The following is a 25,350-nucleotide window of genomic DNA, read 5'->3' as shown; positions in this document are numbered from 1 at the left end:
ATGGCACAACTAACGCTCAAGGTGAGCCAGGATAATCTCTTCAATCATCTGCACATCCTCACCGGTAAAGCCGAGCAGAGGACGCGCCGGATAATCAATTTTCTTACCGTCTTTCCGGGTTTCTTCCGACAGACCGAACTGATGCACGCTGGCGATTTTCGGTGACTTCCCTCCGTAAAATTCCATTGATGCCTGTTCCGGGCTGGCACGGATATGCAAAAAACGACTGGTGATAAGTTTCGCAAACATTTTTCGCTTAACACGACCGGTCTTTTTTCTGGCGCTCTGCTGCTGGCGTGGCGCGTAGGGTGTGCCGTCCGGGGCTTTCTGTGCCATCACCCGACGCTGCTGACTCTGCCGCAGACGTTTCGCCAGTTCGGCACTCAGTCGCCGACGCCCTGACGGTGACAGCGATTCAATAAGTCCGGTCAGCCGGTCTTCAAAACGCTTAAACTCATTCATCCCACTTACTCACCAGTTCGCCATTGATATACAGCTCCATCGGGCGGGTGACCGGCTCCGGCGGCGGAGGTTCCGGGATATTCTTCACATGCAGTGCGCCGTCAACCTCACTGACCAGCGTGCGCTCGGTCAGCATCAGGCTGATACTGATATCAAAGCTGCTGTCATTGTTGATGTCTGCATAAAACGTGAAGCCCTTTTTCTGGCCTGCGTCGGTGGTCATGATGTCGGGCTGATTTTCCCGCAGCCACGCCAGCACCGGCACGATGAGCAGGTCAAAATCACCGGTAAAGTCGGTCACAATGACATTGAGCGTGTAACGCTTTTCGAATGACAACGACGCCGCCAGCGTGGAGGCAATACTCCCGTTATCCACGAATATCCGCAGCATATCGGGGTTAGTTTTCAGCACCGTGACGGCATCAGTCAGCGCCCTGCGCAGGCTGTCGGGTTTGAGCATCGTTTTCGTCCTGACAGTGTTTAATCATTTTTACCTGGCTGGCACAGCGTGCCAGCGCGTTCTCAAGCTGTCGGATATCGGCACTTAAATCGCCGTTCGTCTCCGGGTCACTGCCCGGCATCGGGCAAAGGCTCACTTTCGGGCAGGCGTTGGCGACAATCACTGGCGTCGGTGCAGGCCGGGCGCTGGTGCAACCGGCGCACAGCATCAGGCAGGCCAGCGCCGTACCAGCGGCGAAAATCTTCGTTTTCATTCAGTAACCTCGTGATGGTTTTCTCGCGCTGTGCTTCACGCTTCGCCGCGTTCTCCAGTTCCTGACGCAGTGCCACCTGCGCCAGCTCGTTTTTGTCTGCCCTGGTGATGGCAACATGAAGCTGATTTTTCAGCATGGTGATGGTCGTCTGCTGTTCACTGGCGACGTTATTCGCCCTGTCCAGCGAGGCGCGCAGGCTGGCATTTTTGTGTTTCACCAGAAACAGACCGGTCACCGCCAGCGATAACAACACGACCAGCACAATCATCAGCTTTGACATAGTTCCCGCCCCTCAAGACGCTGACGACAGGCTTTACGTATCAGCCGGAAAAACAGCGACGCCACAAGATAAATCAGCGCGGTAAAAATCCACCCGGCAGCGACCAGCGAGATAAACGTCGCCACCATCACTACCAGAGCCGCCGCCCGTCTGCGCCACGGCACCGGCTGCAAAAACAGCGACGTGACAATCTTCACGGCCAGCGATTCCGGTGGCAGCTCCCGCCCGTAGCGTTCCAGCACATACTCAGTGGCATACACGCCGACACCACCGGCAACCACACAGATAACCGTCGCCAGAATCGCCCAGGCGGCGACAAAATTGACGGCCACGCTCTGCTGGTAAATCAGGGACAGTGCCAGCATCAGCGCCAGCGACACATTCAGCATCAGTGAAAGGGATAATTTCTTCATGGTGTTTACTCCGTTTAAGCTGGTACACCGCCGGCGGTACGCCAGACGGTGACCAGTTTTTCCAGTGAATGCTCACGCTGACCGTAACCGGCACCCGGCAGGGACGCCCAGATATTGCGACAGCGTGAAATGGCGCGCTCAATGCGTCCCGCCCGGATGTCATCCAGTGCACCGCGTTCGCGGATCAACTGAATGGCGAGCCTGTCCTGTGACAACGGACTGAAATCCGGCAGGGCAAGCTGTTTGCGATAGTGCGGCCAGAACAGGTAAAGCTGCTGATAGCGACCGGAGGCCGTGGATTTTTCACCGCGACGGTTAAACACCTTCGCCGGTCGGCCATGCGCGAACGGGTGGTCACTGTAGTCAGTGAAAATTTCCGGCTTCCCGTCCAGTCCGGTGACTATCACGTCATAGCCCCGGTTTTTCGTCAGCGGATGATTCGCCGTCCCTTCGGACACGGCCAGCATGTCGAGAAAGGCGGCGATATTCTGATGCGTGTTAATTACCGGCATTACGGTTTCCCCCTGCCCTTAAAGCGGCGCTGAATGGCAATCTCAATCACCTGATAACCGGCGATACCCAGCATGGAGCCGATGCCGCACACCGCAGGCAGTGACAGGTCAGGAAACTGCACCAGAACAACACCGGCAACCATCGAGACAAAACCACCGAGCAACATGCGCCCGATAAACAGACGCGGGGTGATGGGTTCACCACCGGCAAGCACCTTGCCGACAACAATCAGCACCCCAATCATGAAAAGCGACAGGACGCTTTTTTCTTCTGCTGTCATGCGTTACTCCCAAAGATTGACAGTTTCAGCCACGGGCGCGGTCTGAACGTCGGGCAGTTCGACGGCGGTGCCGTGTGGCAGCACCGCACCCAGTTCAGCCAGTCCCGGATTTGCGGCGAGCACGGTCTCAACCACGCCCTCAGTGCGCCCGTAATACCGGACACAAATGGCGTCGAGCGTGTCGCCCTGTAGCGCAAAGGTCTTCATCAGATTTGACTCACGATGCAGCGCGGCTTGTCCTGGATACGCGCCACCGCCCAGCGCATATCCCGCCACAGTTCATCAATGGTGCTGTCAATGCTGTCAGCCTTCTTGTCGCCTTTCGCACTGGCATCCACGCCGCGATAACGCTCATAAAGCGACGCGGTCGCCATCGCGCACACGGCGCGCTCGTAGTAAAAAACCTTGATGCTTTCACCGTCGATGTCGTCCGCCGGAACGTCCGCCAGACGCGTAAAACCGGCAGCAATTTTCTGTTCGCGGTACTCGTACAGCTCCGCATTCGTTTCAGCCATGCCTGACTTGATGGCCTCACGCAGACGGGCGGGGGCGACGGTCTGCTCAAGGCGCATACGTTCCCGGACGCGCTTCGGGTCGATATCGGGAAAAAAGAACGTGTTTTTAATCACCGGCTCGTCGCCTGCCGGTTGCGGGATAACCACCGTACCCTCACCGGACACGGGAGCCTCCTTTCGCGGAATAATCAGCGTCATCATGACTACCTCTGAAAAGTCGGGCGGTGGACGCCGGTGCAGTGTCAGGTGATTCACCGTCACTGACCGGCGTGCCGCCCTGGCGCGGGGCGCATTCGGTTGTTAACTGGCTTTCTTTTTCGGGCGTCCACGTTTTGCCGGTGTCACGCTCCGGGTCTTACGCGGGGCGCGGGTGGCCGCTTTTGGCTGCGGCTCCGGCTTCGGTTTCAGCTCCCGCTCCAGTCGTTCAATCTCTTTTTTGACGCCTGCCTGGCAGTCGAGCTGTGTCGCACGTTGCAGGTGCGCCAGCGCACCGGCGGCATCACCAGCGTCACGCAGAAACAGACCGGTAATTTTGTGCAGCTTTGCGCGCACTTCATCAGGCATGTCAGCCGTGGCGGTCAGTTCAAGGGTCTCCGTCAGCAGGCGGGTATCCACAGACTCACCGGCAGCGTGAGCGCGCATGGCCGCAAGCGCTACCTCCTCGGTGAACATGTACGGCGGGGTACGGCGGTGTTTACCCGGCATGGTCAGACCGTACTTCAGGGCATAACGGGCAATCTCCAGCGCACCGGCAATATCGCCGGTATCCAGACGCCACAGCATGACCGTCATCAGAATGTCATCCTGTGCACCTTTGCCCTGCTCCAGCACGCCGTTCACCCACGGCAACCAGAACGGCAGCAGTTCGCGTTTTTTCGCGGCCTTCAGCTCTTTTGAATAAATCGCTTTCAGTGTGCGCTGGTCTGCGGCGAGCTTAACCAGCATCTGCTCATAGACAGTTGCATGTCGCAGCGGGGCGGCTTCCCGCTGCGCGGTCATCGCTGCCGAGACCCGCATCATGTGGCGCTGTGCGGGACTCGTCATCGGTTACGCTCCCGGCTCTGCGGTCGCTTTAGCCGGTGTGGAGAAATCACCGACCTTAATTTTTTCCACCAGACAACCGGCGGCGTAGTCTTCCACCACGTAATCAATGTTCATTGACTCGTAGTTCTCCACGCGGTCGAGTTTCGGGTTTTCCTCAATCACGCGACGATGGCTGTCATCCATGTAGTAGATGGACAGGTTTTCCAGCTTCGTGATGAGCATCGCATCCGCCGGGAAGTACGGGACGCGTACCGCCGGCAGGTTACCGATGCGTTTCTGGCTGATGATGACGTCAGCGGCCAGCATTTCGCTGTTGTCCTGCTCTTTGTTAACGATGGGAAAATACTTGTCCGCCAGTAGCTGACGCCCCACAATCACCACAAGGTCAGGGTCTTCCTGATACCACGGCTCAATCAGGTTGTTGGTCGCATCCATCACCAGTGCATCGAGGCTGGCATAATCACCGCCCTTACCCACGCGGATGACTTCAGAGGTGGTGCGGCCTTCCTCGTCAGTGACCTTGCTCATCACGCGCGCCGGGGCTTCATTGCGGTATTTCTGCAGCCAGCCGACCGCCACATCCTGCAACATCGGATTACTGTTGCGGTCAGAGGTTTCGGCACGCTTCACGCCGTTAAAACCGGCCATGATGAAATCAAGGGACTGGCGTTTGATAATGGCGTTACGGATACGGAGCTGGAAATCCTGATAACGCGCCCACAGGTCCAGCGTTTTGTAGCGGATATAAAAATCGAAGTTAATCTGGTCGCATTCGTACTTGTTTGACGCCAGCTTCGAGAAGTCCTTCGGCTGACGCTCGGTGCCACCGGCGGTGTCGGTGGTGCTGGCGATGGAGCCGGTGACACCAATACCAATTTTTTCCCCTTTCATTTCGCTGACCGGCACAATGTTGATGCGGGTCAGAAAGTCAGAGGACTCCTGCATGGTGTTCATCAGGGTCTGGGTGACCGACGGTTCAACGGTGAATTTTTTCGACACATCACCGGCGTCGATGCCGTTCAGTTCGGCAACACGGGACAGGTAGGCATTAAATTTAAAGCGGGTTTCCTGGCGCATAGTTTTTCCTGAAATTAAGGGTTAATCGTGAAGGTTTTCCCGGACTGACTGACGCCGGTCAGCAGTTCGTCATCAGGGCGTCACCGCCACCGCCGGTGGCTTTGCTGCGGCGCTGCTGGGTCAGACTTTCGGTGTGGTCGAGACTGCTTTTCAGGCGGGTGAATGCCTGACTGGTTTCATCCGCCCTGTCAGTCACATCCTGCTTAAGTGCGGAAAAGGCGGTTTCCATCTCAGCAAGGCGCTGCTCAGTGGCGCTCAGTTTTTCCTGCACATGCTCAGCGACAGCGGTCACCGCTTCATGCACGTCATTCAGACGGGCGTCATCGCTGGCCTGTTTGCGGCCAAAAATGGATTTCACCTTTTCGGTCAGGGCGGTGAACACGGTTTCAGGCAGGTCTTCAAATTCCAGCTCAACAGGCGTTGCCACTGAAATCAGGTTTTCAGGGCTTAATTTGAAGCGGTTCAGGGGGTTGTGTTTTGCCGTGCGGCAGAATTCCAGGTATTCCGTGCCGAGGCTTGCCGGGTCATCGGTGACGGCCAGCCCCACCAGATAACATTTGCCTGTATTGGCAAAGTTCGGCTGAATTTCCATTGAGGTATAGACCTTCTGCGCGGCCTTGTTCATCGCGATAAGGTCATCGGTCGGGGTGATTTTCGCAAACAGCGCCCATTTGCCTTTCAGCGCCGAATCATCGTCAATCTTTTCGGCCTTCAGTTCGGCCACATCGCCATAACGTTTAAAAATGCCGTCAGGCAGGATGCCGCGCAGATGTTCCAGGTTAATACGGCAACCATAGACTCGCGGGTCAAAGGTTTCGGCCATTTCCTGAATATCCTGCGCACTGATGACACGCCCGTCACAGGTGTCACCCTCAACGCCGATACGAAAGAATTTTGAGACTTTTTTTGCCATTGTCAGGAGTCCTGAATAGTGATTAGAGGAGTCACATGTCGGCATCAGTTTCCCGACGATGCGCATCCTCCGCCATCAGTCCCGGATGGCTTATCACTGACACAACAGCACCTTAGCGAATCGCGGGGCGCGACTCAGTAGCCTTGCCGTGTATTCATCACGGCGAGGTATTCATGACCATCACCACAGACACCACTCTTTTACACGACCCGCGTCGTCAGGCGGCGCTGTTGTACTGGCAGGGGTTTTCCGTGCCGCAGATTGCCGCCATGTTGCAGATGAAACGCCCGACGGTGCAGAGCTGGAAACAGCGCGACGGCTGGGACAGCGTTGCCCCCATCAGCCGTGTCGAAATGAGCCTGGAAGCGCGGCTGACCCAGCTCATCATCAAACCGCAGAAAACCGGCGGTGACTTCAAGGAAATTGACCTGCTGGGACGCCAGATTGAACGACTGGCACGGGTAAACCGCTACAGCCAGACCGGCAACGAGGCAGACCTTAATCCGAACGTCGCTAACCGCAACAAAGGCGGGCGTCGCAAACCGAAAAAGAATTTTTTCAGTGACGAGGCCATCGAAAAGCTGGAGCAGATTTTCTTTGAGCAGTCTTTCGACTATCAGTTGCACTGGTATCGCGCCGGGCTTGAGCACCGCATCCGCGATATCCTGAAATCCCGCCAGATTGGCGCGACGTTTTATTTTTCCCGCGAGGCACTGCTGCGCGCCCTGAAAACCGGTCATAACCAGATTTTTCTGTCGGCCAGTAAAACGCAGGCGTATGTGTTCCGCGAATACATCATCGCCTTTGCCCGTCTGGTGGACGTTGACCTTACCGGTGACCCGATTGTCCTGGGCAATAACGGCGCAAAACTGATTTTTCTCGGCACCAACTCCAACACCGCGCAGAGCCATAACGGCGACCTGTACGTCGATGAGATTTTCTGGATCCCGAATTTTCAGGTACTGCGTAAGGTGGCATCAGGTATGGCCTCACAGAGTCACCTGCGCTCGACCTATTTCTCCACCCCGTCCACGCTGGCGCACGACGCCTACCCGTTCTGGTCAGGTGAACTGTTCAACCGGGGACGCGCCAGCGCCGCCGAACGCGTGGAAATCGACGTCAGTCATAACGCCCTTGCCGGTGGGCTTCTCTGTGCGGACGGCCAGTGGCGGCAGATTGTCACCATTGAGGACGCCCTGAAAGGTGGCTGCACGCTGTTCGACATTGAGCAGCTTAAACGCGAAAACAGCGCCGACGATTTTAAAAACCTGTTCATGTGTGAATTTGTTGACGACAAGGCGTCGGTGTTCCCGTTCGAGGAGCTGCAACGCTGCATGGTCGACACGCTGGAAGAATGGGAAGACTATGCGCCGTTTGCCGCCAATCCGTTCGGCTCCCGCCCGGTCTGGATTGGTTACGACCCGTCACACCGTGGCGACAGCGCCGGATGCGTGGTGCTGGCACCGCCGGTGGTGGCCGGTGGCAAATTCAGAATACTTGAGCGTCACCAGTGGAAAGGCATGGACTTTGCCACTCAGGCTGAATCCATCCGCAAACTCACCGAAAAATACAACGTCGAATACATCGGAATTGATGCCACCGGCCTCGGTGTCGGCGTGTTCCAGCTCGTGCGCTCGTTCTATCCTGCCGCGCGCGATATCCGCTACACGCCGGAAATGAAAACCGCAATGGTGCTCAAGGCCAAAGACGTTATCCGCCGTGGCTGTCTGGAATATGACGTCAGCGCCACCGACATCACCAGCTCGTTTATGGCTATCCGCAAGACCATGACCAGCAGCGGACGCAGCGCCACCTATGAGGCCAGTCGCAGCGAGGAAGCCAGCCACGCCGACCTCGCCTGGGCGACCATGCACGCCCTGTTAAATGAGCCACTCACCGCCGGTATCAGCACCCCGCTGACATCCACCATTCTGGAGTTTTACTGATGAGCAAGAAAAAAGGGAAAACACCGCAACCTGCGGAAAAAACAATCACCGCCAGCGCTCCGAAAATGGAGGCATTCACCTTTGGTGAGCCGGTGCCGGTACTCGACCGCCGTGACATTCTGGATTACGTCGAATGCATCAGTAACGGCAGATGGTATGAGCCACCAATCAGCTTTACCGGTCTGGCAAAAAGCCTGCGTGCTGCCGTGCATCACAGCTCACCGATTTACGTCAAACGCAATATTCTGGCTTCAACGTTTATCCCGCACCCGTGGCTTTCCCAGCAGGATTTCAGCCGCTTTGTGCTGGATTTTCTGGTGTTCGGTAATGCGTTTCTGGAAAAGCGTTACAGCACCACCGGTAAGGTCATCAGACTGGAAACCTCACCGGCAAAATATACCCGCCGTGGCGTGGAGGAGGATGTTTACTGGTGGGTGCCGTCCTTCAACGAGCCGACACCTTTCGCGCCCGGCTCCGTATTTCACCTGCTGGAGCCGGATATTAATCAGGAGCTGTACGGCCTGCCGGAATATCTCAGCGCCCTTAACTCTGCCTGGCTGAATGAGTCGGCCACGCTGTTCCGCCGCAAGTATTACGAAAACGGCGCACATGCCGGATACATCATGTACGTCACCGATGCCGTGCAGGATCGCAACGATATCGAAATGCTTCGCGAAAACATGGTTAAGTCGAAAGGCCGCAATAACTTTAAAAATCTGTTTCTCTATGCCCCGCAGGGGAAAGCCGACGGAATTAAAATTATCCCGCTCAGTGAAGTGGCGACGAAGGACGATTTTTTTAATATCAAAAAAGCCAGCGCCGCTGACCTGCTGGATGCGCACCGCATCCCCTTTCAGTTGATGGGCGGCAAGCCGGAAAACGTCGGGTCTCTGGGTGATATTGAGAAAGTGGCAAAGGTCTTTGTCCGCAATGAACTTATCCCGCTACAGGACAGGATTCGGGAAATAAACGGCTGGCTCGGTCAGGAGGTCATCCGCTTTAAAAACTACTCACTGGACACTGACAACGGCTGAACATCGCCGCCTGCGGGCGGCTTTTTTACACCCCGTCAGCACGCCCTCACACGCTCACCTCCGCGCAAAACAGCCCGCAGACACACCAGCGCCCCGGCGCACAATCTAAACGCCATTACGACGCGCTGAGACGCTGAAAAAATAAAATCAGCACCACCGCCAGCGCGCAGTGCTTTCCCCGCCTCGCCCGCCCGCTTCATGAGTCGGTTCTAATGCAGTTGCATTGTAATCACAACACCTTGCCACTGGCTGATTGACTGATATAGATTATGCTTTTGTTTAACATGCAATTTAATGCAATCACACGCATAGTAGGATAATAAGCTCATGGCGAGAAAAAAAGCAGAACATACCCCAAAAACTAAAGAAGAAAAGGAGCTTTTAGATCAAAGCATAGTTGAAATGCAAAAAATCACTGACCATGAAATACGTGAGTTCCCGATAAGTGTTATTGTGGACAAATTTCAGAATGGTCTTGAAGAAGATGAGGCAGAGCTTTTTATACCTGACTACCAAAGGGAGTTTATCTGGAACAACAAGCAAAAATCCCGTTTCATTGAATCTCTGCTTTTAAATCTTCCTATACCTTACATATTCGTTGCCGATATTGGTTCAGGTGAAAATGAAGGTAGACTTGAAATTGTTGACGGTAGCCAACGAATAAGAACCCTACACCAATTTACCAATAACAAACTAACTCTTGAAGGCCTGCAGAAATTAGTCACAGCCAATGGTTTTAAATATTCTGATTTCAGTACTCCCCGTCGCCTACGTTTTGATAGAAAAACTATTCGAATGATTGAACTTACAGAACATTGTGACGAAGAGACAAGAAGGGAAATTTTTGACCGTCTGAATACTGGCGGAAAAAAACTAACAACAATGGAACAACGGCAAGGTAGCCATGATGGGCCATTCCTTGCATTTATCAATGAAATTTCCGAAGATCCTCTATTTCATAGCATCTGTCCTTTGGGAGATGCAAGAAAACGTCGCTCTGAATATCCAGAATTGGCACTACGCTACTTTGCCTACACTGAAGAATATCTTGATTTCAGAAAAAGCGTTGATGAATTTCTTACAACCTATTTAAAACGTAAAAATGCCGAATATACAGATGAAAACGCAGCTATGCTGGCGGAAAAATTTCATAAAATGTGCCAATTCATTAATACACATTTCCCAAATGGTTTCAGAAAGGTGAAAAACGCCACCACTGTTCCTAGGATTCGTTTCGAAGCTCTTGCCGTCGGTGCAACATTAGCACTAGAGGAAGAACCCAATTTAGTTCCTAAAAATATTGATGACTGGATCAACTCGAAAGAGTTTATCACGCACACACGTTCAGATGCCAGCAACTCTAAACCCAAAGTTAAAGCACGCATTGAATATGTAAAAAACAAGTTGCTTGGGAAAGACATTCCAGAAAATATTGTCGACGAAGATGAAAATGAAGATGAAGATGAAAATATGGAGTGAGGCCAAGTAAATGGAGGAGATGACAAGTAAAATTCTTTTCCAAGAAAGAATGCAAGATATTAATGAATACTTCTCATTCATTCAGTTACTAATAAACAAAAAACCATCTCTAGTCTATAAAGAGAATACAAGCGATGCGCCTATACAACAACCCATTGATATTGATATGACTCATATTTTAAAGGCTAATGCATTTATTATATTGTACAATCTCATTGAAGCAACCATTTCCAATGCAATAGAAGACATTCATAATGTTTTAATGTCTAATGAATCATTATGTGCAGATACTGTAAATGAAAACCTTACAAGAGTAGCATTTCATAGTTTACAATCACCAAATGGGAAAATAGATTTCTCACAAGGGAACATTGCAAAAGTTATATTTAAAGAGTGGCTAAACGCTCACAAAAAACTTATCCAATCAAATAAAAATCCGTTATTTTCTGGAAATGTTGATGCTAGAAAAATTAGAGAAGTCGCTGAAAAATATGGCTTCTCAGCAGATACAGATTCAGAAATAACGCGAAATGGTTGCAATTTACTTCCAATAAAAAAGGCCAGAAACGACCTTGCTCATGGTTCTGAATCATTTAGAAACAAAGGCAGAGATACATCTATTGATACACTAACAGAAATGAAGGATGAAGTTTTTCATTATCTCAACTGCATCCTTGAAAATATACAAACTTATCTTGATACTCAGGCTTATTTAAGAGCGGCGGGGTGAAACTCTTTCAAATGATGTACTATTGAAAGACCAATCGCTTTACCTAAGTTTACAGGAACAGCATTACCTATCATACGCCCGACATTTTTCATTTTGATCGGCTCGCCCGGTTGGGTAAATGAATATGTAACAGGAAACGTTTGAAGTAATGCTGCTTCCCTAAGTGAGATTGCACGATGCTGCTCGGGATGACCAAAACGTCCATTACCAAAACCATAACAAAGTGTAGTTATCGTTGGACTCGGTTTATCCCAAGACATACGACCATAAACACTGGCATATCCCTGCCCACTTTTCTTGGCATGACATGAAGCGATTAATTCAGCAGGCCAATCCCTCCATGTCCCCCCCGGTTTTGAATGTAGAATACGTTTGAGATTAATTTCACTCAATCTACTCGCCTTATGGAGAGGGTCTTTTGGATCTGCTTGTCCCGCTTCAATCGAAGGTAAATTACCAATGCAATCCCTAACTGTCAGCTTTACCGATGTTTGTGGTTTCATCAGAGAAATCGGCGCAAATTTAGATGCGAGTAATACATGCCTCACTCTGTTTTGCGGAACCTCAAAATCTACACATTCAATCTTATTTGCCCAAACATAATAACCCAATGCTATTAAGGTATTATAAAAATCATCATAGACAGAATGTTTTGTCACATCAGGAACGTTTTCCATTGTAACTATTTCTGGTTTCGTGTCTTTTATTAAACGTTCAAACTCATATAATAACGGCCACTTTTTATCATTTTTTTTATCTTTTCCCTGAGTATATTTAGAAAATGGCTGACAAGGTGCACATCCGGCCAATACTTTAACACTTGCCCCTTCAAAAAGATTTTCGATTTCATCTTTTGTCACCAGAGATATATCTTTTTCAATAAAAAGTGCATCATTATTGCTTTCGTATGCAACACGACACTCACCTTCTAAATCAATGCCTGCGACAACGTCCAATCCGGCCAAATGTAAGCCGTGCGTTAAACCGCCAGCACCGCAAAAAAGATCAACAACTTTTACCGCCATCTTAGTCTCCGAATGATTTCTAAGCGGAGTATAACTGGATATCCAAAAAATCTCGAGCGTTTTAACACAGCCACAATTCCAGATGGCTACGTACAGTAAAATAATCTCTTGCTTTGAGCGTCTTAGCTTAGAGATAACTTATTAATCCCAAAAACAATTTCTGTTTGTAAAAATCCCGGCCACTCATCAGCAACCGGATACGTGAATTGTTTCCCGTCATAATTTACGGTCGCCCCACGCGCCAGCGCCTCAAGCTCCCATCGCTGAGGCCTGATACCGTTCTGAGCAAGATCAACGCGGATACGGGTAATTTGCAATCGTTCCGACCGGGTCAGTCTGGCCGATGGCGCTATTTCATGCGGTTTTAACGGGCTTCCGTTTCTCTGCTGACGATTTGGTGTTCTCAGCCCGTGTTTTAATGCGCCCCTGAGCGCCCTCACGACCTCCGGTTCATTCCATTCAATAACACCGTCATCAACCAGATTAAGCACTGCTGCGGCGTGCTCAGAAGGTGTGGGAGCCGGTAACGAAGTATCACCACCGGTGAGCTTTCCACAGTTATTGACAGGACTCCGAGGCGCGGCGATGCCGCTTTTTAAAGTCAAAGGCTCAACGACCGGAACTTTCGGCACAATGCGCCAGTCCGTCGTTCTGGTGATATGAATATGACGCGCGCCGAGATGCGGCGCGTAAATGCCGACCACTCTCTCGACTTCCTCCTCGTATTCGTTGACGTCATCCGACGGACTACGGGCAACCCTGACAGTCTGACTATCGCGCGGGACATTTGCCCCGCCCTGCGCGCTGATATACAACGCAAAATCACCACTGTCTGCGGCGGCGCGTGCAGCCTCGACGCGCTCGTCAAACTCATCAGCAATGCTGACGCCGCGCGGCAATTTGCGTAGTTCACGGTAAGCCCCCATTGTCGGCAGACCAACCGTTTTAAATTGCGGGATGCGCCACGTTGACGCCCATGCGGTAACAGCCGCGGCAGTGTCTTTCAGCGGTCTGCCGGTATCATTATCGAGCTGACCATCCAGTGCATATCCGTCGATATTTTTTGAGATGTATTTCGCGATATACCCCGCAGCACCACCCCGGTTAAGGTGTTTCGCCTGAAAACGGTTTCGCGCGGCTCCTCTTTCGTCGCCATCCTCTTTGAGCGCATAGCGACGCATGATTTCGATAATCTGGTTACGCTGGCGTGGATTACAAAAAAGCATCATATGCCAGTGCGGCGTTCCGTCGTGGTGTGGCTCGACGACTCGCAAACCGTAGACCTGTAAATCATTATCCTTGAATGCCGTGCGCATCAGGCTCCAGATACGGCAGAGATAACGCTGCGCATCCTTTGGATTAAATGCCTCATCATTCCAGCCGTGATTTAGCTGGACGGTTTTACTTTCGCCTTTTCTGACCTGACGTGTCGGATGATACTTTGACGGCGCGGTCAGCGTGATAAACATCCCCACATCACCCTCTGCGGCGGCGTAACGCTCAATACCGGCGATGGTGTTCATCAGCTCCATCCGGCGAATTTCAGGATTAGAAATACTGCCCATCACCTTACTGATAAGGTCGATGCGCTCGCCGGTTTCCCTGTTTTCAAGGTCACACGATTTAAGAAATTCCAGATTTGCCTGGCGGCGTGCACGTACATCACGAATGGCATGTTTACTGGCATAAGGAGAACGGTCTTTATTCACCTCCCCGACAGCAATCAGTAACGCCTCATGCCAGCGCATACGCTGGCCTTTAAGCTGATGAGTCCACCACTCATCGTTAAACAGACGGGCAATGGCAGAATATGCCTGCCTCGTGGTTATCTGTCCTTTACGGTATTTTTTCCAGTAGAGCGGGGAAATATTGAAAGCACGTGCAGCGCCAGCAACATGACCATACAGATGATCCTGCGCCTCATCCGTAAACAGCGATTCTTTTTCGCCATGCGCATCCACCCAGGCATCGCAGAGTTCCTCATACATCATGAAAAGCTGCGATGAGATACGGGCGGCAAACTTTTTCAGCTCCTTGTCATTCATCCCCGGCAGACGCGCATAATGGTCACGCTCTGCCAGAAACAGCAACGACGCGTCGGTGTTCATTTCATGGCGCTGATTCACACGCTCAATGCGCGGCCATAAACGACGCTGAAAAGTGGATGTGAGAAAATAAAACCCGTGCACCGGGCTTTTATTGCGCCGGATGTAGTCATAGCGTGAAGTAAACAGCGAGCGCAAAAAGTAAGGCAGGCGGTTAATCGTGGATAAAACACCTTGCACCTGACGCATCTCGTCACGTGTAAGAGGTCTTTCTCGCCCGACGGCCTCGCGTGGCGCGTTCCATGCATAAGCACCGGTAAACGCCTTACCGGTGCCTGCGGCAAATGCTGACGGAGGGACAAAACGCCCGGAGGCTTTAACGGCCATGTGAGCCAAAAGCCTCTGAACAACGCTTGCTGAGTTGCTCAACCTGCGCGTTTAAATCAGCAAAAGATTTTGCGCTTCCGGTCAGAATATCGTGATGCATCATGCCGGAAACGAGCTGGCTTAATTTCGGGTAATAACCAACCACCGCCAGCCATTCCTGACCGGCGTTTTTACCGCTTTCCGCTCTCTTTTTCTCGTGGAGAATAAACTGAAAGCTGTCACTGGTAACGACATAACGTTCGCCAATTTCAATACGAATACTCATGCCGTTCTCCGGTAATGTTTGTTTTTTGCTTCAAAGACTGACTGACAGGAAACACAACGCGTGGCTGACGGATAAGCCGCACGACGGGCAGCAGGTATTGGCGCGTCACACTCTTCGCAAACCAGCGCAGAAGCACCGAAATGTTTTACCCTTGACGCGTTAATCTGGCGCTCCAGTAATTCAGCCTGTTGTTCCTGAATAAAATCTACGTTGTCCTGCATTATCAGCTCCTTTTATCGTTAAGTTTCCTGGATACATCAGCGCAATAACTGGCAAGTTCTGTCGTTAATTTTGTCAGTTCATCCACTGAGGAAATTTGCTTGTGGAATACAGCGCGTTTAACAAGTAAATTGACCACATCAGACAGGAGGTTTAATTCATTCTGATAAATCGCGATAACAGATTCAGTTATGTCGCGTTTTTCTTTATCAAGACAAAGTTGAATAAGAGACAAATCACCATTTTCCATAACGGCGATTTTTAAGGCGTTATTCAGTAATACAACTGAATGGGAACAGGACATCAAAGTACCTCCCCGCGAGACAATCCGATATTGTGAAATTTTTCCGACTCCTGACTGAGCAGCTCGACTATCTCCACGCGGGATAACTCGGCCTTTGTGATGTGGCGAATCATGGCGTCAAGATGAGAAGAAAAGCGCGTCGCAGCGTCGGCCTGTGCTTCGGTTCTGGCCTGTTGCAGCAGTAATGCGTATTTACCGCACTGATTTTCAGAAACTGTATGCATGACTTTCTCCAGGCAAAAAGAAGCCCCGCACGATTAAGTGCGTTAAAAACTCTGGTTAATTATTTAATGCAGATATTGCTCTGGTTTTACCGATGTCAGAATTGTCGGTGCATACTCAAACAGGCTAAACAATTCACGTAATGCACGGAATAAAGCATCACGCCAGTAACATGACTCTTCATTAATTCGCCAGTATGGCTGGTTGAATTCTTTTTCAGTCAATCCGGCATGCATAAATAAAGTACGGCGCTGACTGACAGTTAAAAAGCTAATATATGCATACTCACTTGCACCGACCTGACGGCGTTTTGAGAATGCCCCACGCAATTCATCAATTGCACAAACCAGCCGTTCACGTTCGACGTCGTTCATTTCTTCAAAACGCATCGTTGCATGACGCTGTTTTAACTGCGCATGGAAGCAAACCGTTAGCCGTTCGCGCTCCATCATCTGATTATAATAATCACATGTCTCCTGCCAGCGAGGGACTGCAAGATGCTTACCAATTATCCGGCGCATAGTTGCTGGTTGTTTTTCAACGAGATTGAGCGTCATCACTGTCATTTCCATACCCTCCGGCTTTTCAGAAAGGTCAGAGCCTTCTTTAACGGACTCTGTTTTTTGGTGCGAATAATGATGCCTTTGCGCCCCTTCCCATGGGTGATGGTGAAGTCAATCGCCCTGGGGCTTTCGTTACGCAATAACTGAGCAATACAACGAGGTTCCTGCATAACTCCTCCTGAAACAGAGCCGGTTTTTAGCCATGTCCGGCACATGGTCTTGTGATATGCTCCAAACGCTACACTCCACATGTATGCAATTAGTTAATAACACAAGGGAAAAAATCATGAATAATGAAGAAAAGGTAAAATTTCTCTTTGAGCAAACTTGCGTGGTAATCAGCTCCTCCATACCTCACATGAACCCCAACGTTACGCTGGATAAGCACACTCAACGTCTCTTTGACTCGATTTATCCAGTATTGGAAAAAAAGCTCGAGGAGAAATTAGCCTCCAGTTAATGCATCATTCGTCATAAGACAGAAAATCAATGACGCCAGCGATAACGCTGATATCTTTGCCGGACACCTGTTTATCTAAGCGTCCGGCCTCTTCTTTAATGAAATCCCCGATTTTTACCGCCAGTTCTAAAATTTCTCTCTGCGTCAGTGCCTTATCTGTGCCGCACTGGTTCGCACTATTTTTATTCGCCATGACTTTCCCCTTATGCCGTCCGCCCCGTTGCCGACAGCCTGATTTAGCAATGATTTAAAGCCCCATCCACAGCAGCCACGCGTCGCGCTGTTCAACCGGTCGGTTGTAGAATGCCTCACGCACAGCACGATTAAACTCTGGAATAAAAACCCACTTCTCACCGACACGAGCGTTCGGCTTACTTGGATCCCGAAGCTCAATAACTGGCAATTTATTCTCTTTTACCATCTTGACTACAGCCGTTTCTGGCTTACCAAGTAACTCTGCAAACTTAACCGTATGTACCGCATCAAGCGGGTACTGAATCACATAGTCACTGACTCCCATTGGTTAGCCCCTTTTTGCTTTCGTGTTACCCTTGTTAGTTCCAGTCCCTTACAAGTCGCTCCTGTCCTTACTAGGGACTGGTTTGTGCACCCCAAAAGGTTCTTACCTTTAGACCTTTTGCGGCAATATAGTCTTTAACTAGGAACCATGTCAAATGAAAGTAGCCGATAAAATTAAGGCAATACGTAAAGCAGAGGGTTTAACTCAAGTAAAGTTTTGTGAAATCAGCGGCCTAGCACTTAGCACGTTAAAAAATTACGAGGGAGGACATGCAGAGCCCGGCTTGGGAGTGGTGATGAAAATCACAAACACCCCTCAGTTTCAGAAATACACCCTTTGGCTAATGACAGATAAAACAGCTCCGCAAGCTGGTCAGATTGCACCGGCTCTCGCACACATTGGGCGAGAACCAACAGAATCAGACCGCTCCGAGAAACAGACTGGTTAACTCTCTATAAACATTACATTTTCACCATTTGTTACCAAGATGGTGAGTACAGCGCCGGAGGGCTTTCTTATGTCAATTAAGAAGCTCGATGATGGTCGCTATGAAGTGGACATTAGACCTCGCGGTCGCGACGGAAAACGCATCCGCAGGAAGTTTGAAAGAAAAGCTGAGGCGGTGGCATTTGAGCGGTACACAATCGCCAACGCCAGCCAGAAAGAATGGGCAGGCCAGCGAACAGACCGCCGCCCCCTGTCAGAGCTGTTAGAGGCATGGTGGAAGTATCACGGCCAGAATCACGAACACGGAGAAAAAGAGCGAGGGCATTTGCGCAAAACCATCAGCGGATTGGGTGACATACAGGTCAGCAGGTTAAATAAAAAATGCCTGATGGATTACCGCTCTGCTCGTCTACGCGATGGCATCAGCGCGGCGACGATAAATCGTGACATGTACCGCTTATCGGGCATGTTCACCAAGCTAATCCAGCTAGATGAGTTTTCCGGGCAACATCCGATTCACGGACTGCCGCCACTGGCGGAAGCCAACCCGGAAATGACGTTCCTGGAAAAAGCAGAAATCAAAAAACTGTTAAATGTTTTGACTGGTGATGACTTACTTGTCGCGCTTTTATGTCTGAGCACTGGAGGAAGATGGACGGAAGTTGCCACGCTAAAACCAGCACAGATTACAAGTTGTAGGGTTACCTTCCTGAAAACCAAAAACGGTAAAAAGCGAACCGTGCCGATTTCTGAGGAACTGGAGAAGAAAGTTAAAGAGGAGGCCAGCGCTAAATTGTTCAAGGTCGATTATGAGAAGTTTTGTGGAATTTTACGCAGAGTAAAACCTGATATCCCACCCAATCAGGCAACCCATATCCTGCGCCATACCTTCGCAAGCCATTTCATGATGAACGGGGGCAATATTATTGCGTTGCAACAGATTCTCGGACACGCAAGCATTCAGCAGACGATGGCCTACGCGCACCTTGCACCTGATTACCTGCAAAACGCAGTAGCATTAAACCCGCTAAAGGGAGGTTTAACGGTTTGATAACTAATCATGCAGCATAGTCCGTTTGCTATCGACCAAGACGATAAGCGCACCTTGCGATGTAACGTCGTCCTGATAGACGTCAAAGCTTAACCCGTCGGCCTGCGCTTTCCCAGCAGGTCTGAATTTAAGCGACCAGTTGTAACCACAGAGGATGGTCATAACACCTTTAAAAAGTGGGATGACCAGTTTAATGCGTTTACGCAAAGGGAGTTTTGAAGAAATGACAAACAGTTCCATAAACAAGATCCATTGCAGAGCCAGCGGCAGAAATATTGCCTATTTAGCCAAAGAGCTTGACACCGTGGCCGTTCCTTATCAACGAGGGCCAATGTGTTTCGGTGCTGGAACAACGGAATATATCAACATCCTGCTACCGTTCGGCACTGCTGCCATTGGCGCAGTTGCCGGTGTGTTAGCCGCTTATCTTAAAAAAGATAAAAAATTGCGGCTTGTTCTCGATGATGGAAAGTTGAAAGAAATTGATGCTTCCAATTACAAGCCAGATGAGCTTATTGCAGCCGTACAAAAAATCAGAGAACTCGACATACTCGATTAGGGAATTAGACCGACCGAGTGTCCACATAGTGTCCACACTTGGAGAACTTTGTAGCCCTTCCAGTCCCTTATAGGTTTTCTTAAGTTGCTGTTTTCTTAAGGGAACCGATGTAAGTGATTGATAAAAAAAACCCCCACATCATGTGGGGGAAGACAGGGATGGTGTCTATGGCAAGGAAAACAGGGTTTACTACTGGGAACGTGAGTTGCTACTACTCAATAGCTTCAACGATGAACTTTTTTGCCATTGCGTCACGTCGCGCAACTGCTCCATTCGCTGTTGATGTTTCTCGTTTAAAACCGCTTGCTGCTCCGGCGTTAACAGGTGATACATTTGGTTGCGGACTTTAGCCATCTCAACCTGGCGAGCGATCTGCTCTTTCGCCATTTTTTCTGCCTGAGCGCGCACAGCGTTTTCATCAAAATTTTCTGCGGTGACAAGGCGATGCATTGTCTCCACTTCGCTAACATTAACAGGAGGCTGTTCGTGCCGGGCCTGTTGCATAAGATCTCGCATCTGCTGACGCTGATGTTCGGTTAAACTTATGCCGTCGAACATATGGCTCTGCGTACTGCGCTGCGCAAGTTCTTCGCCCGGATGCCAGTTATCGCCTGAACCGACTTCAGCAGCGTGGCTTAGTGAACTGACTGCCAGCGTTGAGGCCATGACGGCAACGGTAACTATGCGCATCATTTGCTCCCAAAATCTTTCTGTCGCGATTCAACGATAGAGAGTTTACGATTCAGGCTGCAAACATGCGTCAGGGGGTGTAAAACAACGTAAAGTCATGGATTAGCGACGTCTGATGACGTAATTTCTGCCTCGGAGGTAATTAAAGAATGAATAAAATCTTGTTAGTTGATGATGACCGAGAGCTAACGTCCCTGTTAAAGGAACTGCTCGAGATGGAAGGTTTCGACGTGATTGTTGCCCATGATGGAGAACAGGCGCTTGATCTTCTGGACGACAGCATTGATTTACTTTTGCTTGATGTGATGATGCCGAAGAAAAATGGTATCGATACATTGAAGGCACTTCGCCAGACACACCAGACGCCTGTCATTATGTTAACAGCGCGCGGCAGTGAACTTGATCGCGTTCTTGGCCTTGAGCTGGGCGCGGATGACTATCTCCCGAAACCGTTTAATGATCGTGAGTTGGTTGCACGTATTCGCGCGATCCTGCGCCGTTCGCACTGGAGCGAGCAACAGCAAAATAGCGACAACGGTTCACCGACGCTGGAAGTAGATGCGTTAGTGCTGAATCCAGGTCGTCAGGAAGCCAGCTTCGACGGACAAACGCTGGAGTTAACCGGTACTGAATTTACCCTGCTCTATTTGCTGGCGCAGCATCTGGGCCAGGTAGTTTCTCGTGAGCATTTAAGCCAGGAAGTGCTGGGCAAACGCCTGACGCCTTTCGACCGTGCTATCGATATGCACATCTCCAACCTGCGCCGTAAGCTGCCGGATCGCAAAGACGGGCATCCGTGGTTTAAAACGTTGCGTGGTCGCGGCTATCTGATGGTTTCTGCTTCATGATAGGCAGTTTAACCGCGCGCATCTTCGCCATCTTCTGGCTGACGCTGGCGCTGGTGTTGATGCTGGTTTTGATGTTACCCAAGCTCGATTCACGCCAGATGACCGAGCTTCTGGATAGCGAACAGCGTCAGGGGCTGATGATTGAGCAGCATGTCGAAGCGGAACTGGCGAATGATCCCCCCAACGATTTAATGTGGTGGCGTCGCCTGTTCCGTGCCATTGATAAATGGGCACCACCTGGTCAGCGTTTATTACTGGTAACCACCGAAGGCCGCGTGATCGGTGCTGAACGCAGCGAAATGCAGATCATTCGCAACTTTATTGGTCAGGCGGATAACGCCGATCACCCGCAGAAGAAAAAGTATGGTCGCGTGGAACTGGTCGGGCCGTTCTCTGTGCGCGACGGTGAAGATAATTACCAGCTCTATCTGATTCGCCCGGCCAGCAGTTCTCAATCCGATTTCATCAACTTACTGTTTGACCGCCCGCTATTACTGTTAATTGTCACCATGTTGGTCAGTACGCCGTTGCTGTTGTGGTTGGCCTGGAGTCTGGCAAAACCGGCGCGCAAGCTGAAAAACGCTGCCGATGAAGTCGCTCAGGGGAACTTACGTCAGCACCCGGAACTGGAAGCGGGGCCACAAGAATTTCTTGCCGCAGGTGCCAGTTTTAACCAGATGGTGACTGCGCTGGAACGCATGATGACCTCCCAGCAGCGCCTGCTTTCTGATATCTCTCACGAGCTGCGCACGCCGCTGACGCGTCTGCAACTGGGTACGGCGTTACTACGCCGTCGTAGTGGCGAAAGTAAGGAACTGGAGCGCATTGAAACCGAAGCACAACGTCTGGACAGCATGATCAACGACCTGTTGGTGATGTCACGTAATCAGCAGAAAAACGCGCTGGTAAGCGAGACCATCAAAGCCAACCAGTTGTGGAGCGAAGTGCTGGATAACGCAGCGTTCGAAGCGGAGCAGATGGGCAAGTCGTTTACCGTTAACTTCCCGCCAGGGCCGTGGCCGCTGTACGGCAACCCAAATGCCCTGGAAAGTGCGCTGGAAAACATTGTCCGTAATGCCCTGCGTTATTCCCATACGAAGATTGAAGTGGGCTTCGCGGTAGATAAAGACGGTATCACCATTACGGTGGATGACGATGGTCCTGGCGTTAGCCCGGAAGATCGCGAACAGATTTTCCGTCCGTTTTATCGCACCGATGAAGCGCGCGATCGTGAATCTGGCGGTACGGGTCTGGGGCTGGCGATTGTCGAAACCGCCATCCAGCAGCACCGTGGTTGGGTGAAAGCTGAAGACAGTCCGCTGGGCGGTTTACGGCTGGTAATTTGGCTGCCGCTGTATAAGCGGAGCTAAACACCGCGCAGGGCAGCTTTTATAAGCCGGATAAGGCGTTTACGCCGCATCCGGCATTTGAGCGGATGCCTGATGCGACGCTGGTTGCGTCTTATCAGGCCTACTCTCCGCTTTTTATTTTCCCCACAAACGCCGCGAAAAATCTTCAATCTTGCCGCTAAGTCGGCGCTTCTGCATCGTCCGCGTCCAGCTTTTCGACAGCCCGGCAGCGGAGAGTAAACGGTGATACTGCTCATCATCAAACGGCATATGCCACGCAATGGCTATTGCCTCCTGCACGGTGACATCACTGACGCGGGAAACCAACTCCAGCGGCGCATCTGCAGATATCAACCCCGGCGCAATCACGCTATATAACCAGCCAGTTTTTCCGGCATTTTGCATCAACTGCGCCATATCGCTGATGTCAAAATGATAATTGAGTTTAAAGCACGGTGACCGCGGTTGGGTAACCTGAATCAAAGCCTCGCCCCAGCGGAAAATATCGCCAATATAAACATTGCTTTCCGTCAGACCGTCGGTTGAGAGGTTTTCACCAAACGCAGGCGCAACAAACAAATCCGCCTGTTCCGGAAATTCCCGCGCCCAATAAAGATAATGTTCACGAGGATAGTGACACAGCGCCCTGTCTGGTCCGCCATGAATTTTCTTCTCTGCCTGCTCGTCACCTTCCAGCCCCAGCTCTGTCAACATCAACTCGCCATCGACCTGGATTTTCGCAATCGCACTTGGACGGCTTTCCGGATATTCCCGAACCTTGCCTGCGTATACATCAACTGGATATCGCATCTGTTCCCTCTCCACCGAGAAATTTCCCCATTAGACCATATTTATTTTACGTCAGGCGCGCAAAATGAGAGCACGGTTCACATGATGACGCCTTAGAAATGTTATCAATGAGATGAATTTGAAACGCCATTTCATTATAAGGAGTGTTCAACGTGACCGAGCAAACACAGTTTTCTGGCGTCTGGTGTCCTTCCATTACGCCAATGGATAAAGACGGTAATGTGGATCTTAACGGGCTGAAGCGACATCTGCAGCGATTAACGGAAGCCAACATTGATGTGATATTGCTGATGGGCAGCATTGGTGAATTTGCCTCTTTCACCCTCGAAGAGAGACTCATGCTTATCCGCGAGGCGCGTACCATGAGCACATTAAAAATGGTCGCTAACGTTTCTTCCACCTGCACTCACGATGTACTGGTGATGGCACAAGAAGCGTATCGCACAGGCTATGATGCAGTGATGATCCTGCCGCCTTACTACTACGGCCAGACGGCGAAGCAATTATTAAGCTATTTCCGCCATCTGGGTCGCGAGTTACGGGGAAAATGGTTCGCATATAACTTCCCGGCGCGGACCGGTTGTGATTTAACCCCAGACCTGGTCGCCACGCTGGCGAGTGAATTTCCTCACTTTGCCGGGATTAAAGACACTGTCGATTGCCAGTCACACACCCGCAGCATGATTCAGGCAACACAGTCTGTTCGTTCTGATTTTGCTGTACTTTCGGGCTATGACGAGTATTACATTCCTAATCTGCTAGCCGGTGGCGCGGGGATAATATCCGGCCTGAACAACGTTATGCCGGAACTGTTTGTCGAAGCCCGTGAAGCCTTCAAACGCGGCGACCTGGCGGCTTTACAAGAGATTCAGCAACAGATTGGCACTTATATGTCCATCTACGCCATTGGTGAGGATTTTGTCACTACTATCAAGACGGTGGTATCGCGTAAGTTTGGTTATTGCACTGGAGTATCACGCAATGTGGGTGGCGAGTTAAGCGAAAGTGAATGTCGAACAATTGACGAGGTCTTTGTCAGATAACGCAAGAAGCCGGATGACGACAAACCATCCGGCCCCTTGATTTAAATGGATGGGGGATTATTTCACCGCACCTAATATTTCGATCTTCGCCACTCTGGCTTTAACTTTACGCGACCAGACAGAAGTCAAAATCGGCACCAGAATCGAAGTCACAATCACCGACGTTGCCACCAGTGAGGTTGCTGCTGGAGCCATAGGTTTAAAGGCCGGGATCATTTCTGCAATCAGTACCGGCGTAGCCACCGCAGCACCGGCAGAACTGGAAGCCGCAATTCCGGCAGTACCATCGCCACCACCAATCAACTTATCAGCAATAATCAATGGAATACCGGTCACGACAATCACCGCCACACCCAGCAAGATCCCCAGCAAACCAGTCTGAGCAATCACGGTTAAATCAATGGTATTGCCCAATGCAAAGGCAAAGAACGGGATCAGCGTCTGGACTGCTTTGCTGAAAAATTCTCGCAACTCAGGGTCAAGGTTCCCTAACGCAAAGCCTACGAGGAACGGTAATACCGCACCGACAAAAACATGCGGTTCGAACGAGGCAATTCCGGCGGTTCCCAGAATAATCATCGTCATGAGCGGCCCGGACTCCAGCGACATCAACACAAACGCTCCGGCCTCTTCTTTGGTGCCATACTGTTGCATGATCGAAGCGTAAAGCCCGCCGTTGGTCATATCCATTGCCGCCACCAGCGCCAGCGTTGAAAGTCCGGCAAAGAATCCGACTTCAACGCCATGTTCGGGAATAATGCGCGAGGCAATTGCCGCAACCACCCATGCAACAGCAATTTTGGTTACCACCAACGTGCCGGATTTACGCAACACCGTTCCCGTCGCGCTTAATTTGATCGACGCCCCCATGCAGAAAAACCACACCGCCAGAATCGGCACCGTGCCGGTAATCATCCCGTTAGTGAATGAGCCAAAGTATTTTCCCGCCCCTGGCGAGAAGGTGTGACACAGTGCGCCAAGGAACAACGGGATGAGCATCATCCCCCCTGGGATTTTCTCTATCGTGCGTTTTATCTGCATTTTCATCACCTATCGGCATATTTTTATAGGCTGATGCATACGTCCTTCACGGTGCATCAGTGTTGATGGAAACGAAGATAGACATTCAACAGAGCAATAAAAG

General features: G+C 50.8%; 37 protein-coding genes. 11 read left to right on the top strand and 26 right to left on the bottom strand.

Features of this window, described 5'->3' with window-relative positions; translation table 11 throughout:
* Positions 1 to 9: 9 nt before the first annotated feature.
* The 12 genes from A9587_RS16935 to A9587_RS16880 form a co-directional block, all read right to left on the bottom strand.
* Entirely contained in the window at positions 10 to 462 is a 453-nt protein-coding gene (locus A9587_RS16935; protein ID WP_001001787.1) for a phage virion morphogenesis protein, read from the bottom strand.
* Positions 455 to 922, bottom strand: a complete 468-nt coding sequence (locus A9587_RS16930) for a phage tail protein (protein ID WP_000917141.1) — start codon at positions 920 to 922, stop codon at positions 455 to 457. The genes A9587_RS16935 and A9587_RS16930 overlap by 8 nt, the downstream gene beginning before the upstream one ends.
* Positions 885 to 1,130, bottom strand: a complete 246-nt coding sequence (lysC, locus tag A9587_RS25090) for an Rz1-like lysis system protein LysC (protein WP_230041674.1) — start codon at positions 1,128 to 1,130, stop codon at positions 885 to 887. The genes A9587_RS16930 and lysC overlap by 38 nt, the downstream gene beginning before the upstream one ends.
* A complete protein-coding gene (gene lysB, locus A9587_RS16920; protein WP_001490254.1) occupies positions 1,030 to 1,455 on the bottom strand; it encodes an Rz-like lysis system protein LysB in 426 nt (141 codons plus the stop codon). Before lysB ends, lysC begins: the two co-directional genes overlap by 101 nt.
* Positions 1,443 to 1,868: a DNZ54_00345 family protein gene (locus tag A9587_RS16915; protein ID WP_063077934.1), complete on the bottom strand. Its 426-nt coding sequence runs from the start codon at positions 1,866 to 1,868 to the stop codon at positions 1,443 to 1,445. The genes lysB and A9587_RS16915 overlap by 13 nt, the downstream gene beginning before the upstream one ends.
* Positions 1,869 to 1,882: 14 nt before the next feature.
* Positions 1,883 to 2,380: a glycoside hydrolase family 24 protein gene (locus A9587_RS16910; protein WP_001144101.1), complete on the bottom strand. Its 498-nt coding sequence runs from the start codon at positions 2,378 to 2,380 to the stop codon at positions 1,883 to 1,885.
* On the bottom strand, positions 2,380 to 2,661 hold the full coding sequence (locus A9587_RS16905) for a phage holin family protein (protein ID WP_000123123.1): 282 nt from the start codon (positions 2,659 to 2,661) through the stop codon (positions 2,380 to 2,382). Before A9587_RS16905 ends, A9587_RS16910 begins: the two co-directional genes overlap by 1 nt.
* Positions 2,662 to 2,664: 3 nt before the next feature.
* Positions 2,665 to 2,868: a tail protein X gene (locus A9587_RS16900; protein WP_000846409.1), complete on the bottom strand. Its 204-nt coding sequence runs from the start codon at positions 2,866 to 2,868 to the stop codon at positions 2,665 to 2,667.
* Positions 2,868 to 3,377 (bottom strand): head completion/stabilization protein, encoded by a 510-nt coding sequence (locus A9587_RS16895; protein ID WP_000988633.1) that lies wholly within the window; start codon positions 3,375 to 3,377, stop codon positions 2,868 to 2,870. The genes A9587_RS16900 and A9587_RS16895 overlap by 1 nt, the downstream gene beginning before the upstream one ends.
* 99 nt (positions 3,378 to 3,476) lie before the next feature.
* Entirely contained in the window at positions 3,477 to 4,220 is a 744-nt protein-coding gene (locus A9587_RS16890) for a phage terminase small subunit (protein ID WP_000203461.1), read from the bottom strand.
* Positions 4,221 to 4,223: 3 nt separating this feature from the next.
* Positions 4,224 to 5,297 (bottom strand): phage major capsid protein, P2 family, encoded by a 1,074-nt coding sequence (locus A9587_RS16885; RefSeq protein ID WP_001248551.1) that lies wholly within the window; start codon positions 5,295 to 5,297, stop codon positions 4,224 to 4,226.
* Between the two features lie 58 nt (positions 5,298 to 5,355).
* A complete protein-coding gene (locus tag A9587_RS16880; RefSeq protein ID WP_105281930.1) occupies positions 5,356 to 6,210 on the bottom strand; it encodes a GPO family capsid scaffolding protein in 855 nt (284 codons plus the stop codon).
* Positions 6,211 to 6,383: 173 nt separating this feature from the next.
* Here A9587_RS16880 and A9587_RS16875 point away from each other — a divergent pair, with 173 nt between their 5' ends.
* The 4 genes from A9587_RS16875 (at position 6,384) to A9587_RS16860 (ending at position 11,399) form a co-directional block, all read left to right on the top strand.
* Positions 6,384 to 8,156, top strand: a complete 1,773-nt coding sequence (locus A9587_RS16875; protein WP_000156861.1) for a terminase ATPase subunit family protein — start codon at positions 6,384 to 6,386, stop codon at positions 8,154 to 8,156.
* The gene (locus A9587_RS16870; protein WP_105281929.1) at positions 8,156 to 9,190 is read left to right on the top strand and encodes a phage portal protein; all 1,035 of its coding nucleotides are present in this window, start codon (positions 8,156 to 8,158) and stop codon (positions 9,188 to 9,190) included. Before A9587_RS16875 ends, A9587_RS16870 begins: the two co-directional genes overlap by 1 nt.
* A gap of 327 nt (positions 9,191 to 9,517) precedes the next feature.
* Complete coding sequence (locus A9587_RS16865; RefSeq protein WP_105264058.1) at positions 9,518 to 10,669, top strand: DUF262 domain-containing protein; 1,152 nt, start codon at positions 9,518 to 9,520, stop codon at positions 10,667 to 10,669.
* A 19-nt stretch (positions 10,670 to 10,688) separates the two neighbouring features.
* On the top strand, positions 10,689 to 11,399 hold the full coding sequence (locus tag A9587_RS16860; RefSeq protein WP_227170932.1) for an MAE_28990/MAE_18760 family HEPN-like nuclease: 711 nt from the start codon (positions 10,689 to 10,691) through the stop codon (positions 11,397 to 11,399).
* On the opposite strand, the gene A9587_RS16855 is transcribed toward A9587_RS16860, so the two are convergent.
* The 8 genes from A9587_RS16855 to A9587_RS24755 all read right to left on the bottom strand — a co-directional run bounded on the left by A9587_RS16855 (position 11,378) and on the right by A9587_RS24755 (position 16,599).
* Entirely contained in the window at positions 11,378 to 12,424 is a 1,047-nt protein-coding gene (locus A9587_RS16855) for a DNA cytosine methyltransferase (RefSeq protein ID WP_001533788.1), read from the bottom strand. The two genes, A9587_RS16860 and A9587_RS16855, sit on opposite strands and share 22 nt — an antisense overlap.
* A gap of 122 nt (positions 12,425 to 12,546) precedes the next feature.
* Positions 12,547 to 14,856: a replication endonuclease gene (locus A9587_RS16850; protein WP_105281928.1), complete on the bottom strand. Its 2,310-nt coding sequence runs from the start codon at positions 14,854 to 14,856 to the stop codon at positions 12,547 to 12,549.
* On the bottom strand, positions 14,846 to 15,121 hold the full coding sequence (locus tag A9587_RS16845) for a DUF5405 family protein (protein ID WP_000027670.1): 276 nt from the start codon (positions 15,119 to 15,121) through the stop codon (positions 14,846 to 14,848). The genes A9587_RS16850 and A9587_RS16845 overlap by 11 nt, the downstream gene beginning before the upstream one ends.
* The gene (locus tag A9587_RS16840) at positions 15,118 to 15,342 is read right to left on the bottom strand and encodes a TraR/DksA C4-type zinc finger protein (RefSeq protein ID WP_105281927.1); all 225 of its coding nucleotides are present in this window, start codon (positions 15,340 to 15,342) and stop codon (positions 15,118 to 15,120) included. Before A9587_RS16840 ends, A9587_RS16845 begins: the two co-directional genes overlap by 4 nt.
* Positions 15,343 to 15,344: 2 nt before the next feature.
* Complete coding sequence (locus A9587_RS16835) at positions 15,345 to 15,644, bottom strand: DUF5405 family protein (protein ID WP_001277891.1); 300 nt, start codon at positions 15,642 to 15,644, stop codon at positions 15,345 to 15,347.
* The gene (locus A9587_RS16830) at positions 15,644 to 15,868 is read right to left on the bottom strand and encodes a DUF2732 family protein (protein ID WP_000557703.1); all 225 of its coding nucleotides are present in this window, start codon (positions 15,866 to 15,868) and stop codon (positions 15,644 to 15,646) included. Before A9587_RS16830 ends, A9587_RS16835 begins: the two co-directional genes overlap by 1 nt.
* A gap of 63 nt (positions 15,869 to 15,931) precedes the next feature.
* Positions 15,932 to 16,432 (bottom strand): hypothetical protein, encoded by a 501-nt coding sequence (locus A9587_RS16825; RefSeq protein WP_000217682.1) that lies wholly within the window; start codon positions 16,430 to 16,432, stop codon positions 15,932 to 15,934.
* Positions 16,429 to 16,599 carry a hypothetical protein gene (locus tag A9587_RS24755; RefSeq protein WP_001157771.1) on the bottom strand — a complete coding sequence of 57 codons (171 nt, stop codon included), beginning with the start codon at positions 16,597 to 16,599 and terminating at the stop codon, positions 16,429 to 16,431. Before A9587_RS24755 ends, A9587_RS16825 begins: the two co-directional genes overlap by 4 nt.
* A 116-nt stretch (positions 16,600 to 16,715) precedes the next feature.
* Here A9587_RS24755 and A9587_RS24750 point away from each other — a divergent pair, with 116 nt between their 5' ends.
* A complete protein-coding gene (locus A9587_RS24750; protein ID WP_171002070.1) occupies positions 16,716 to 16,889 on the top strand; it encodes a hypothetical protein in 174 nt (57 codons plus the stop codon).
* Between the two features lie 4 nt (positions 16,890 to 16,893).
* Here A9587_RS24750 and A9587_RS16820 read toward each other — a convergent pair whose 3' ends face one another.
* Together A9587_RS16820 and A9587_RS16815 are read right to left on the bottom strand one after the other, a co-directional pair.
* Entirely contained in the window at positions 16,894 to 17,082 is a 189-nt protein-coding gene (locus A9587_RS16820; protein WP_059225166.1) for a hypothetical protein, read from the bottom strand.
* Between the two features lie 54 nt (positions 17,083 to 17,136).
* The gene (locus A9587_RS16815; RefSeq protein WP_105263821.1) at positions 17,137 to 17,409 is read right to left on the bottom strand and encodes a Cox family DNA-binding protein; all 273 of its coding nucleotides are present in this window, start codon (positions 17,407 to 17,409) and stop codon (positions 17,137 to 17,139) included.
* Positions 17,410 to 17,563: 154 nt separating this feature from the next.
* On the opposite strand from A9587_RS16815, the gene A9587_RS16810 reads away from it, so the two are divergent.
* Positions 17,564 to 17,857: a helix-turn-helix domain-containing protein gene (locus A9587_RS16810; RefSeq protein ID WP_059275696.1), complete on the top strand. Its 294-nt coding sequence runs from the start codon at positions 17,564 to 17,566 to the stop codon at positions 17,855 to 17,857.
* 69 nt (positions 17,858 to 17,926) lie between these two features.
* The gene (locus A9587_RS16805; protein ID WP_105263820.1) at positions 17,927 to 18,907 is read left to right on the top strand and encodes a phage integrase; all 981 of its coding nucleotides are present in this window, start codon (positions 17,927 to 17,929) and stop codon (positions 18,905 to 18,907) included.
* A 3-nt stretch (positions 18,908 to 18,910) separates the two neighbouring features.
* Here A9587_RS16805 and A9587_RS16800 read toward each other — a convergent pair whose 3' ends face one another.
* Positions 18,911 to 19,147, bottom strand: a complete 237-nt coding sequence (locus tag A9587_RS16800) for a hypothetical protein (RefSeq protein WP_059225170.1) — start codon at positions 19,145 to 19,147, stop codon at positions 18,911 to 18,913.
* On the opposite strand from A9587_RS16800, the gene A9587_RS16795 reads away from it, so the two are divergent.
* Positions 19,131 to 19,466: a hypothetical protein gene (locus tag A9587_RS16795; protein ID WP_059225171.1), complete on the top strand. Its 336-nt coding sequence runs from the start codon at positions 19,131 to 19,133 to the stop codon at positions 19,464 to 19,466. The genes A9587_RS16800 and A9587_RS16795 overlap by 17 nt on opposite strands.
* Positions 19,467 to 19,655: 189 nt before the next feature.
* On the opposite strand, the gene cpxP is transcribed toward A9587_RS16795, so the two are convergent.
* Positions 19,656 to 20,156 carry a cell-envelope stress modulator CpxP gene (gene cpxP / locus A9587_RS16790; protein ID WP_001517491.1) on the bottom strand — a complete coding sequence of 167 codons (501 nt, stop codon included), beginning with the start codon at positions 20,154 to 20,156 and terminating at the stop codon, positions 19,656 to 19,658.
* Positions 20,157 to 20,305: 149 nt separating this feature from the next.
* Here cpxP and cpxR point away from each other — a divergent pair, with 149 nt between their 5' ends.
* Both cpxR and cpxA read left to right on the top strand, forming a co-directional pair.
* Positions 20,306 to 21,004, top strand: a complete 699-nt coding sequence (gene cpxR / locus A9587_RS16785) for an envelope stress response regulator transcription factor CpxR (RefSeq protein ID WP_001033718.1) — start codon at positions 20,306 to 20,308, stop codon at positions 21,002 to 21,004.
* The gene (gene cpxA / locus A9587_RS16780) at positions 21,001 to 22,374 is read left to right on the top strand and encodes an envelope stress sensor histidine kinase CpxA (protein ID WP_000580416.1); all 1,374 of its coding nucleotides are present in this window, start codon (positions 21,001 to 21,003) and stop codon (positions 22,372 to 22,374) included. Before cpxR ends, cpxA begins: the two co-directional genes overlap by 4 nt.
* A 114-nt stretch (positions 22,375 to 22,488) precedes the next feature.
* Here the strand turns inward: cpxA and yiiM are convergent, their stop codons facing one another.
* Positions 22,489 to 23,163 carry a 6-hydroxyaminopurine reductase gene (yiiM, locus tag A9587_RS16775; protein WP_001270231.1) on the bottom strand — a complete coding sequence of 225 codons (675 nt, stop codon included), beginning with the start codon at positions 23,161 to 23,163 and terminating at the stop codon, positions 22,489 to 22,491.
* Positions 23,164 to 23,315: 152 nt separating this feature from the next.
* Between yiiM and A9587_RS16770 the strand changes: the two genes are divergently transcribed.
* On the top strand, positions 23,316 to 24,206 hold the full coding sequence (locus A9587_RS16770) for a dihydrodipicolinate synthase family protein (protein ID WP_105263819.1): 891 nt from the start codon (positions 23,316 to 23,318) through the stop codon (positions 24,204 to 24,206).
* A gap of 57 nt (positions 24,207 to 24,263) precedes the next feature.
* Here the strand turns inward: A9587_RS16770 and kdgT are convergent, their stop codons facing one another.
* A complete protein-coding gene (gene kdgT / locus A9587_RS16765; RefSeq protein ID WP_010376485.1) occupies positions 24,264 to 25,247 on the bottom strand; it encodes a 2-keto-3-deoxygluconate transporter in 984 nt (327 codons plus the stop codon).
* Positions 25,248 to 25,350 lie beyond the last annotated feature (103 nt).

Origin of the sequence: Escherichia sp. MOD1-EC6162 (assembly GCF_002965125.1) — a bacterium.
Taxonomy (GTDB): domain Bacteria; phylum Pseudomonadota; class Gammaproteobacteria; order Enterobacterales; family Enterobacteriaceae; genus Escherichia; species Escherichia marmotae.
This window is presented reverse-complemented; position numbering and strand designations above follow the sequence as displayed.

Bases quoted from the DNA above. Each gene is read 5' to 3' on its own strand.
- A9587_RS16875 (WP_000156861.1), top strand. From the start codon at position 6,384: ATGACCATCACCACAGACACCACTCTTTTACACGACCCGCGTCGTCAG.
- A9587_RS16805 (WP_105263820.1), top strand. From the start codon at position 17,927: ATGTCAATTAAGAAGCTCGATGATGGTCGCTATGAAGTGGACATTAGA.
- A9587_RS16820 (WP_059225166.1), bottom strand. From the start codon at position 17,082: ATGGCGAATAAAAATAGTGCGAACCAGTGCGGCACAGATAAGGCACTG.
- A9587_RS16890 (WP_000203461.1), bottom strand. From the start codon at position 4,220: ATGACGAGTCCCGCACAGCGCCACATGATGCGGGTCTCGGCAGCGATG.
- kdgT (WP_010376485.1), bottom strand. From the start codon at position 25,247: ATGCAGATAAAACGCACGATAGAGAAAATCCCAGGGGGGATGATGCTC.
- A9587_RS16815 (WP_105263821.1), bottom strand. From the start codon at position 17,409: ATGGGAGTCAGTGACTATGTGATTCAGTACCCGCTTGATGCGGTACAT.
- lysB (WP_001490254.1), bottom strand. From the start codon at position 1,455: ATGTCAAAGCTGATGATTGTGCTGGTCGTGTTGTTATCGCTGGCGGTG.
- A9587_RS16935 (WP_001001787.1), bottom strand. From the start codon at position 462: ATGAATGAGTTTAAGCGTTTTGAAGACCGGCTGACCGGACTTATTGAA.
- A9587_RS16915 (WP_063077934.1), bottom strand. From the start codon at position 1,868: ATGAAGAAATTATCCCTTTCACTGATGCTGAATGTGTCGCTGGCGCTG.
- cpxR (WP_001033718.1), top strand. From the start codon at position 20,306: ATGAATAAAATCTTGTTAGTTGATGATGACCGAGAGCTAACGTCCCTG.
- A9587_RS16870 (WP_105281929.1), top strand. From the start codon at position 8,156: ATGAGCAAGAAAAAAGGGAAAACACCGCAACCTGCGGAAAAAACAATC.
- A9587_RS16840 (WP_105281927.1), bottom strand. From the start codon at position 15,342: ATGCAGGACAACGTAGATTTTATTCAGGAACAACAGGCTGAATTACTG.
- A9587_RS16845 (WP_000027670.1), bottom strand. From the start codon at position 15,121: ATGAGTATTCGTATTGAAATTGGCGAACGTTATGTCGTTACCAGTGAC.
- A9587_RS24750 (WP_171002070.1), top strand. From the start codon at position 16,716: ATGAATAATGAAGAAAAGGTAAAATTTCTCTTTGAGCAAACTTGCGTG.
- A9587_RS16860 (WP_227170932.1), top strand. From the start codon at position 10,689: ATGACAAGTAAAATTCTTTTCCAAGAAAGAATGCAAGATATTAATGAA.
- A9587_RS16880 (WP_105281930.1), bottom strand. From the start codon at position 6,210: ATGGCAAAAAAAGTCTCAAAATTCTTTCGTATCGGCGTTGAGGGTGAC.
- A9587_RS16810 (WP_059275696.1), top strand. From the start codon at position 17,564: ATGAAAGTAGCCGATAAAATTAAGGCAATACGTAAAGCAGAGGGTTTA.
- yiiM (WP_001270231.1), bottom strand. From the start codon at position 23,163: ATGCGATATCCAGTTGATGTATACGCAGGCAAGGTTCGGGAATATCCG.
- A9587_RS16905 (WP_000123123.1), bottom strand. From the start codon at position 2,661: ATGACAGCAGAAGAAAAAAGCGTCCTGTCGCTTTTCATGATTGGGGTG.
- A9587_RS16850 (WP_105281928.1), bottom strand. From the start codon at position 14,856: ATGGCCGTTAAAGCCTCCGGGCGTTTTGTCCCTCCGTCAGCATTTGCC.
- A9587_RS16855 (WP_001533788.1), bottom strand. From the start codon at position 12,424: ATGGCGGTAAAAGTTGTTGATCTTTTTTGCGGTGCTGGCGGTTTAACG.
- A9587_RS16795 (WP_059225171.1), top strand. From the start codon at position 19,131: ATGACAAACAGTTCCATAAACAAGATCCATTGCAGAGCCAGCGGCAGA.
- A9587_RS16800 (WP_059225170.1), bottom strand. From the start codon at position 19,147: ATGGAACTGTTTGTCATTTCTTCAAAACTCCCTTTGCGTAAACGCATT.
- cpxA (WP_000580416.1), top strand. From the start codon at position 21,001: ATGATAGGCAGTTTAACCGCGCGCATCTTCGCCATCTTCTGGCTGACG.
- A9587_RS16830 (WP_000557703.1), bottom strand. From the start codon at position 15,868: ATGCATACAGTTTCTGAAAATCAGTGCGGTAAATACGCATTACTGCTG.
- lysC (WP_230041674.1), bottom strand. From the start codon at position 1,130: ATGCTGTGCGCCGGTTGCACCAGCGCCCGGCCTGCACCGACGCCAGTG.
- A9587_RS16930 (WP_000917141.1), bottom strand. From the start codon at position 922: ATGCTCAAACCCGACAGCCTGCGCAGGGCGCTGACTGATGCCGTCACG.
- A9587_RS16900 (WP_000846409.1), bottom strand. From the start codon at position 2,868: ATGAAGACCTTTGCGCTACAGGGCGACACGCTCGACGCCATTTGTGTC.
- A9587_RS16885 (WP_001248551.1), bottom strand. From the start codon at position 5,297: ATGCGCCAGGAAACCCGCTTTAAATTTAATGCCTACCTGTCCCGTGTT.
- cpxP (WP_001517491.1), bottom strand. From the start codon at position 20,156: ATGCGCATAGTTACCGTTGCCGTCATGGCCTCAACGCTGGCAGTCAGT.
- A9587_RS16895 (WP_000988633.1), bottom strand. From the start codon at position 3,377: ATGATGACGCTGATTATTCCGCGAAAGGAGGCTCCCGTGTCCGGTGAG.
- A9587_RS24755 (WP_001157771.1), bottom strand. From the start codon at position 16,599: ATGCAGGAACCTCGTTGTATTGCTCAGTTATTGCGTAACGAAAGCCCC.
- A9587_RS16910 (WP_001144101.1), bottom strand. From the start codon at position 2,380: ATGCCGGTAATTAACACGCATCAGAATATCGCCGCCTTTCTCGACATG.
- A9587_RS16865 (WP_105264058.1), top strand. From the start codon at position 9,518: ATGGCGAGAAAAAAAGCAGAACATACCCCAAAAACTAAAGAAGAAAAG.
- A9587_RS16835 (WP_001277891.1), bottom strand. From the start codon at position 15,644: ATGTCCTGTTCCCATTCAGTTGTATTACTGAATAACGCCTTAAAAATC.
- A9587_RS16825 (WP_000217682.1), bottom strand. From the start codon at position 16,432: ATGACAGTGATGACGCTCAATCTCGTTGAAAAACAACCAGCAACTATG.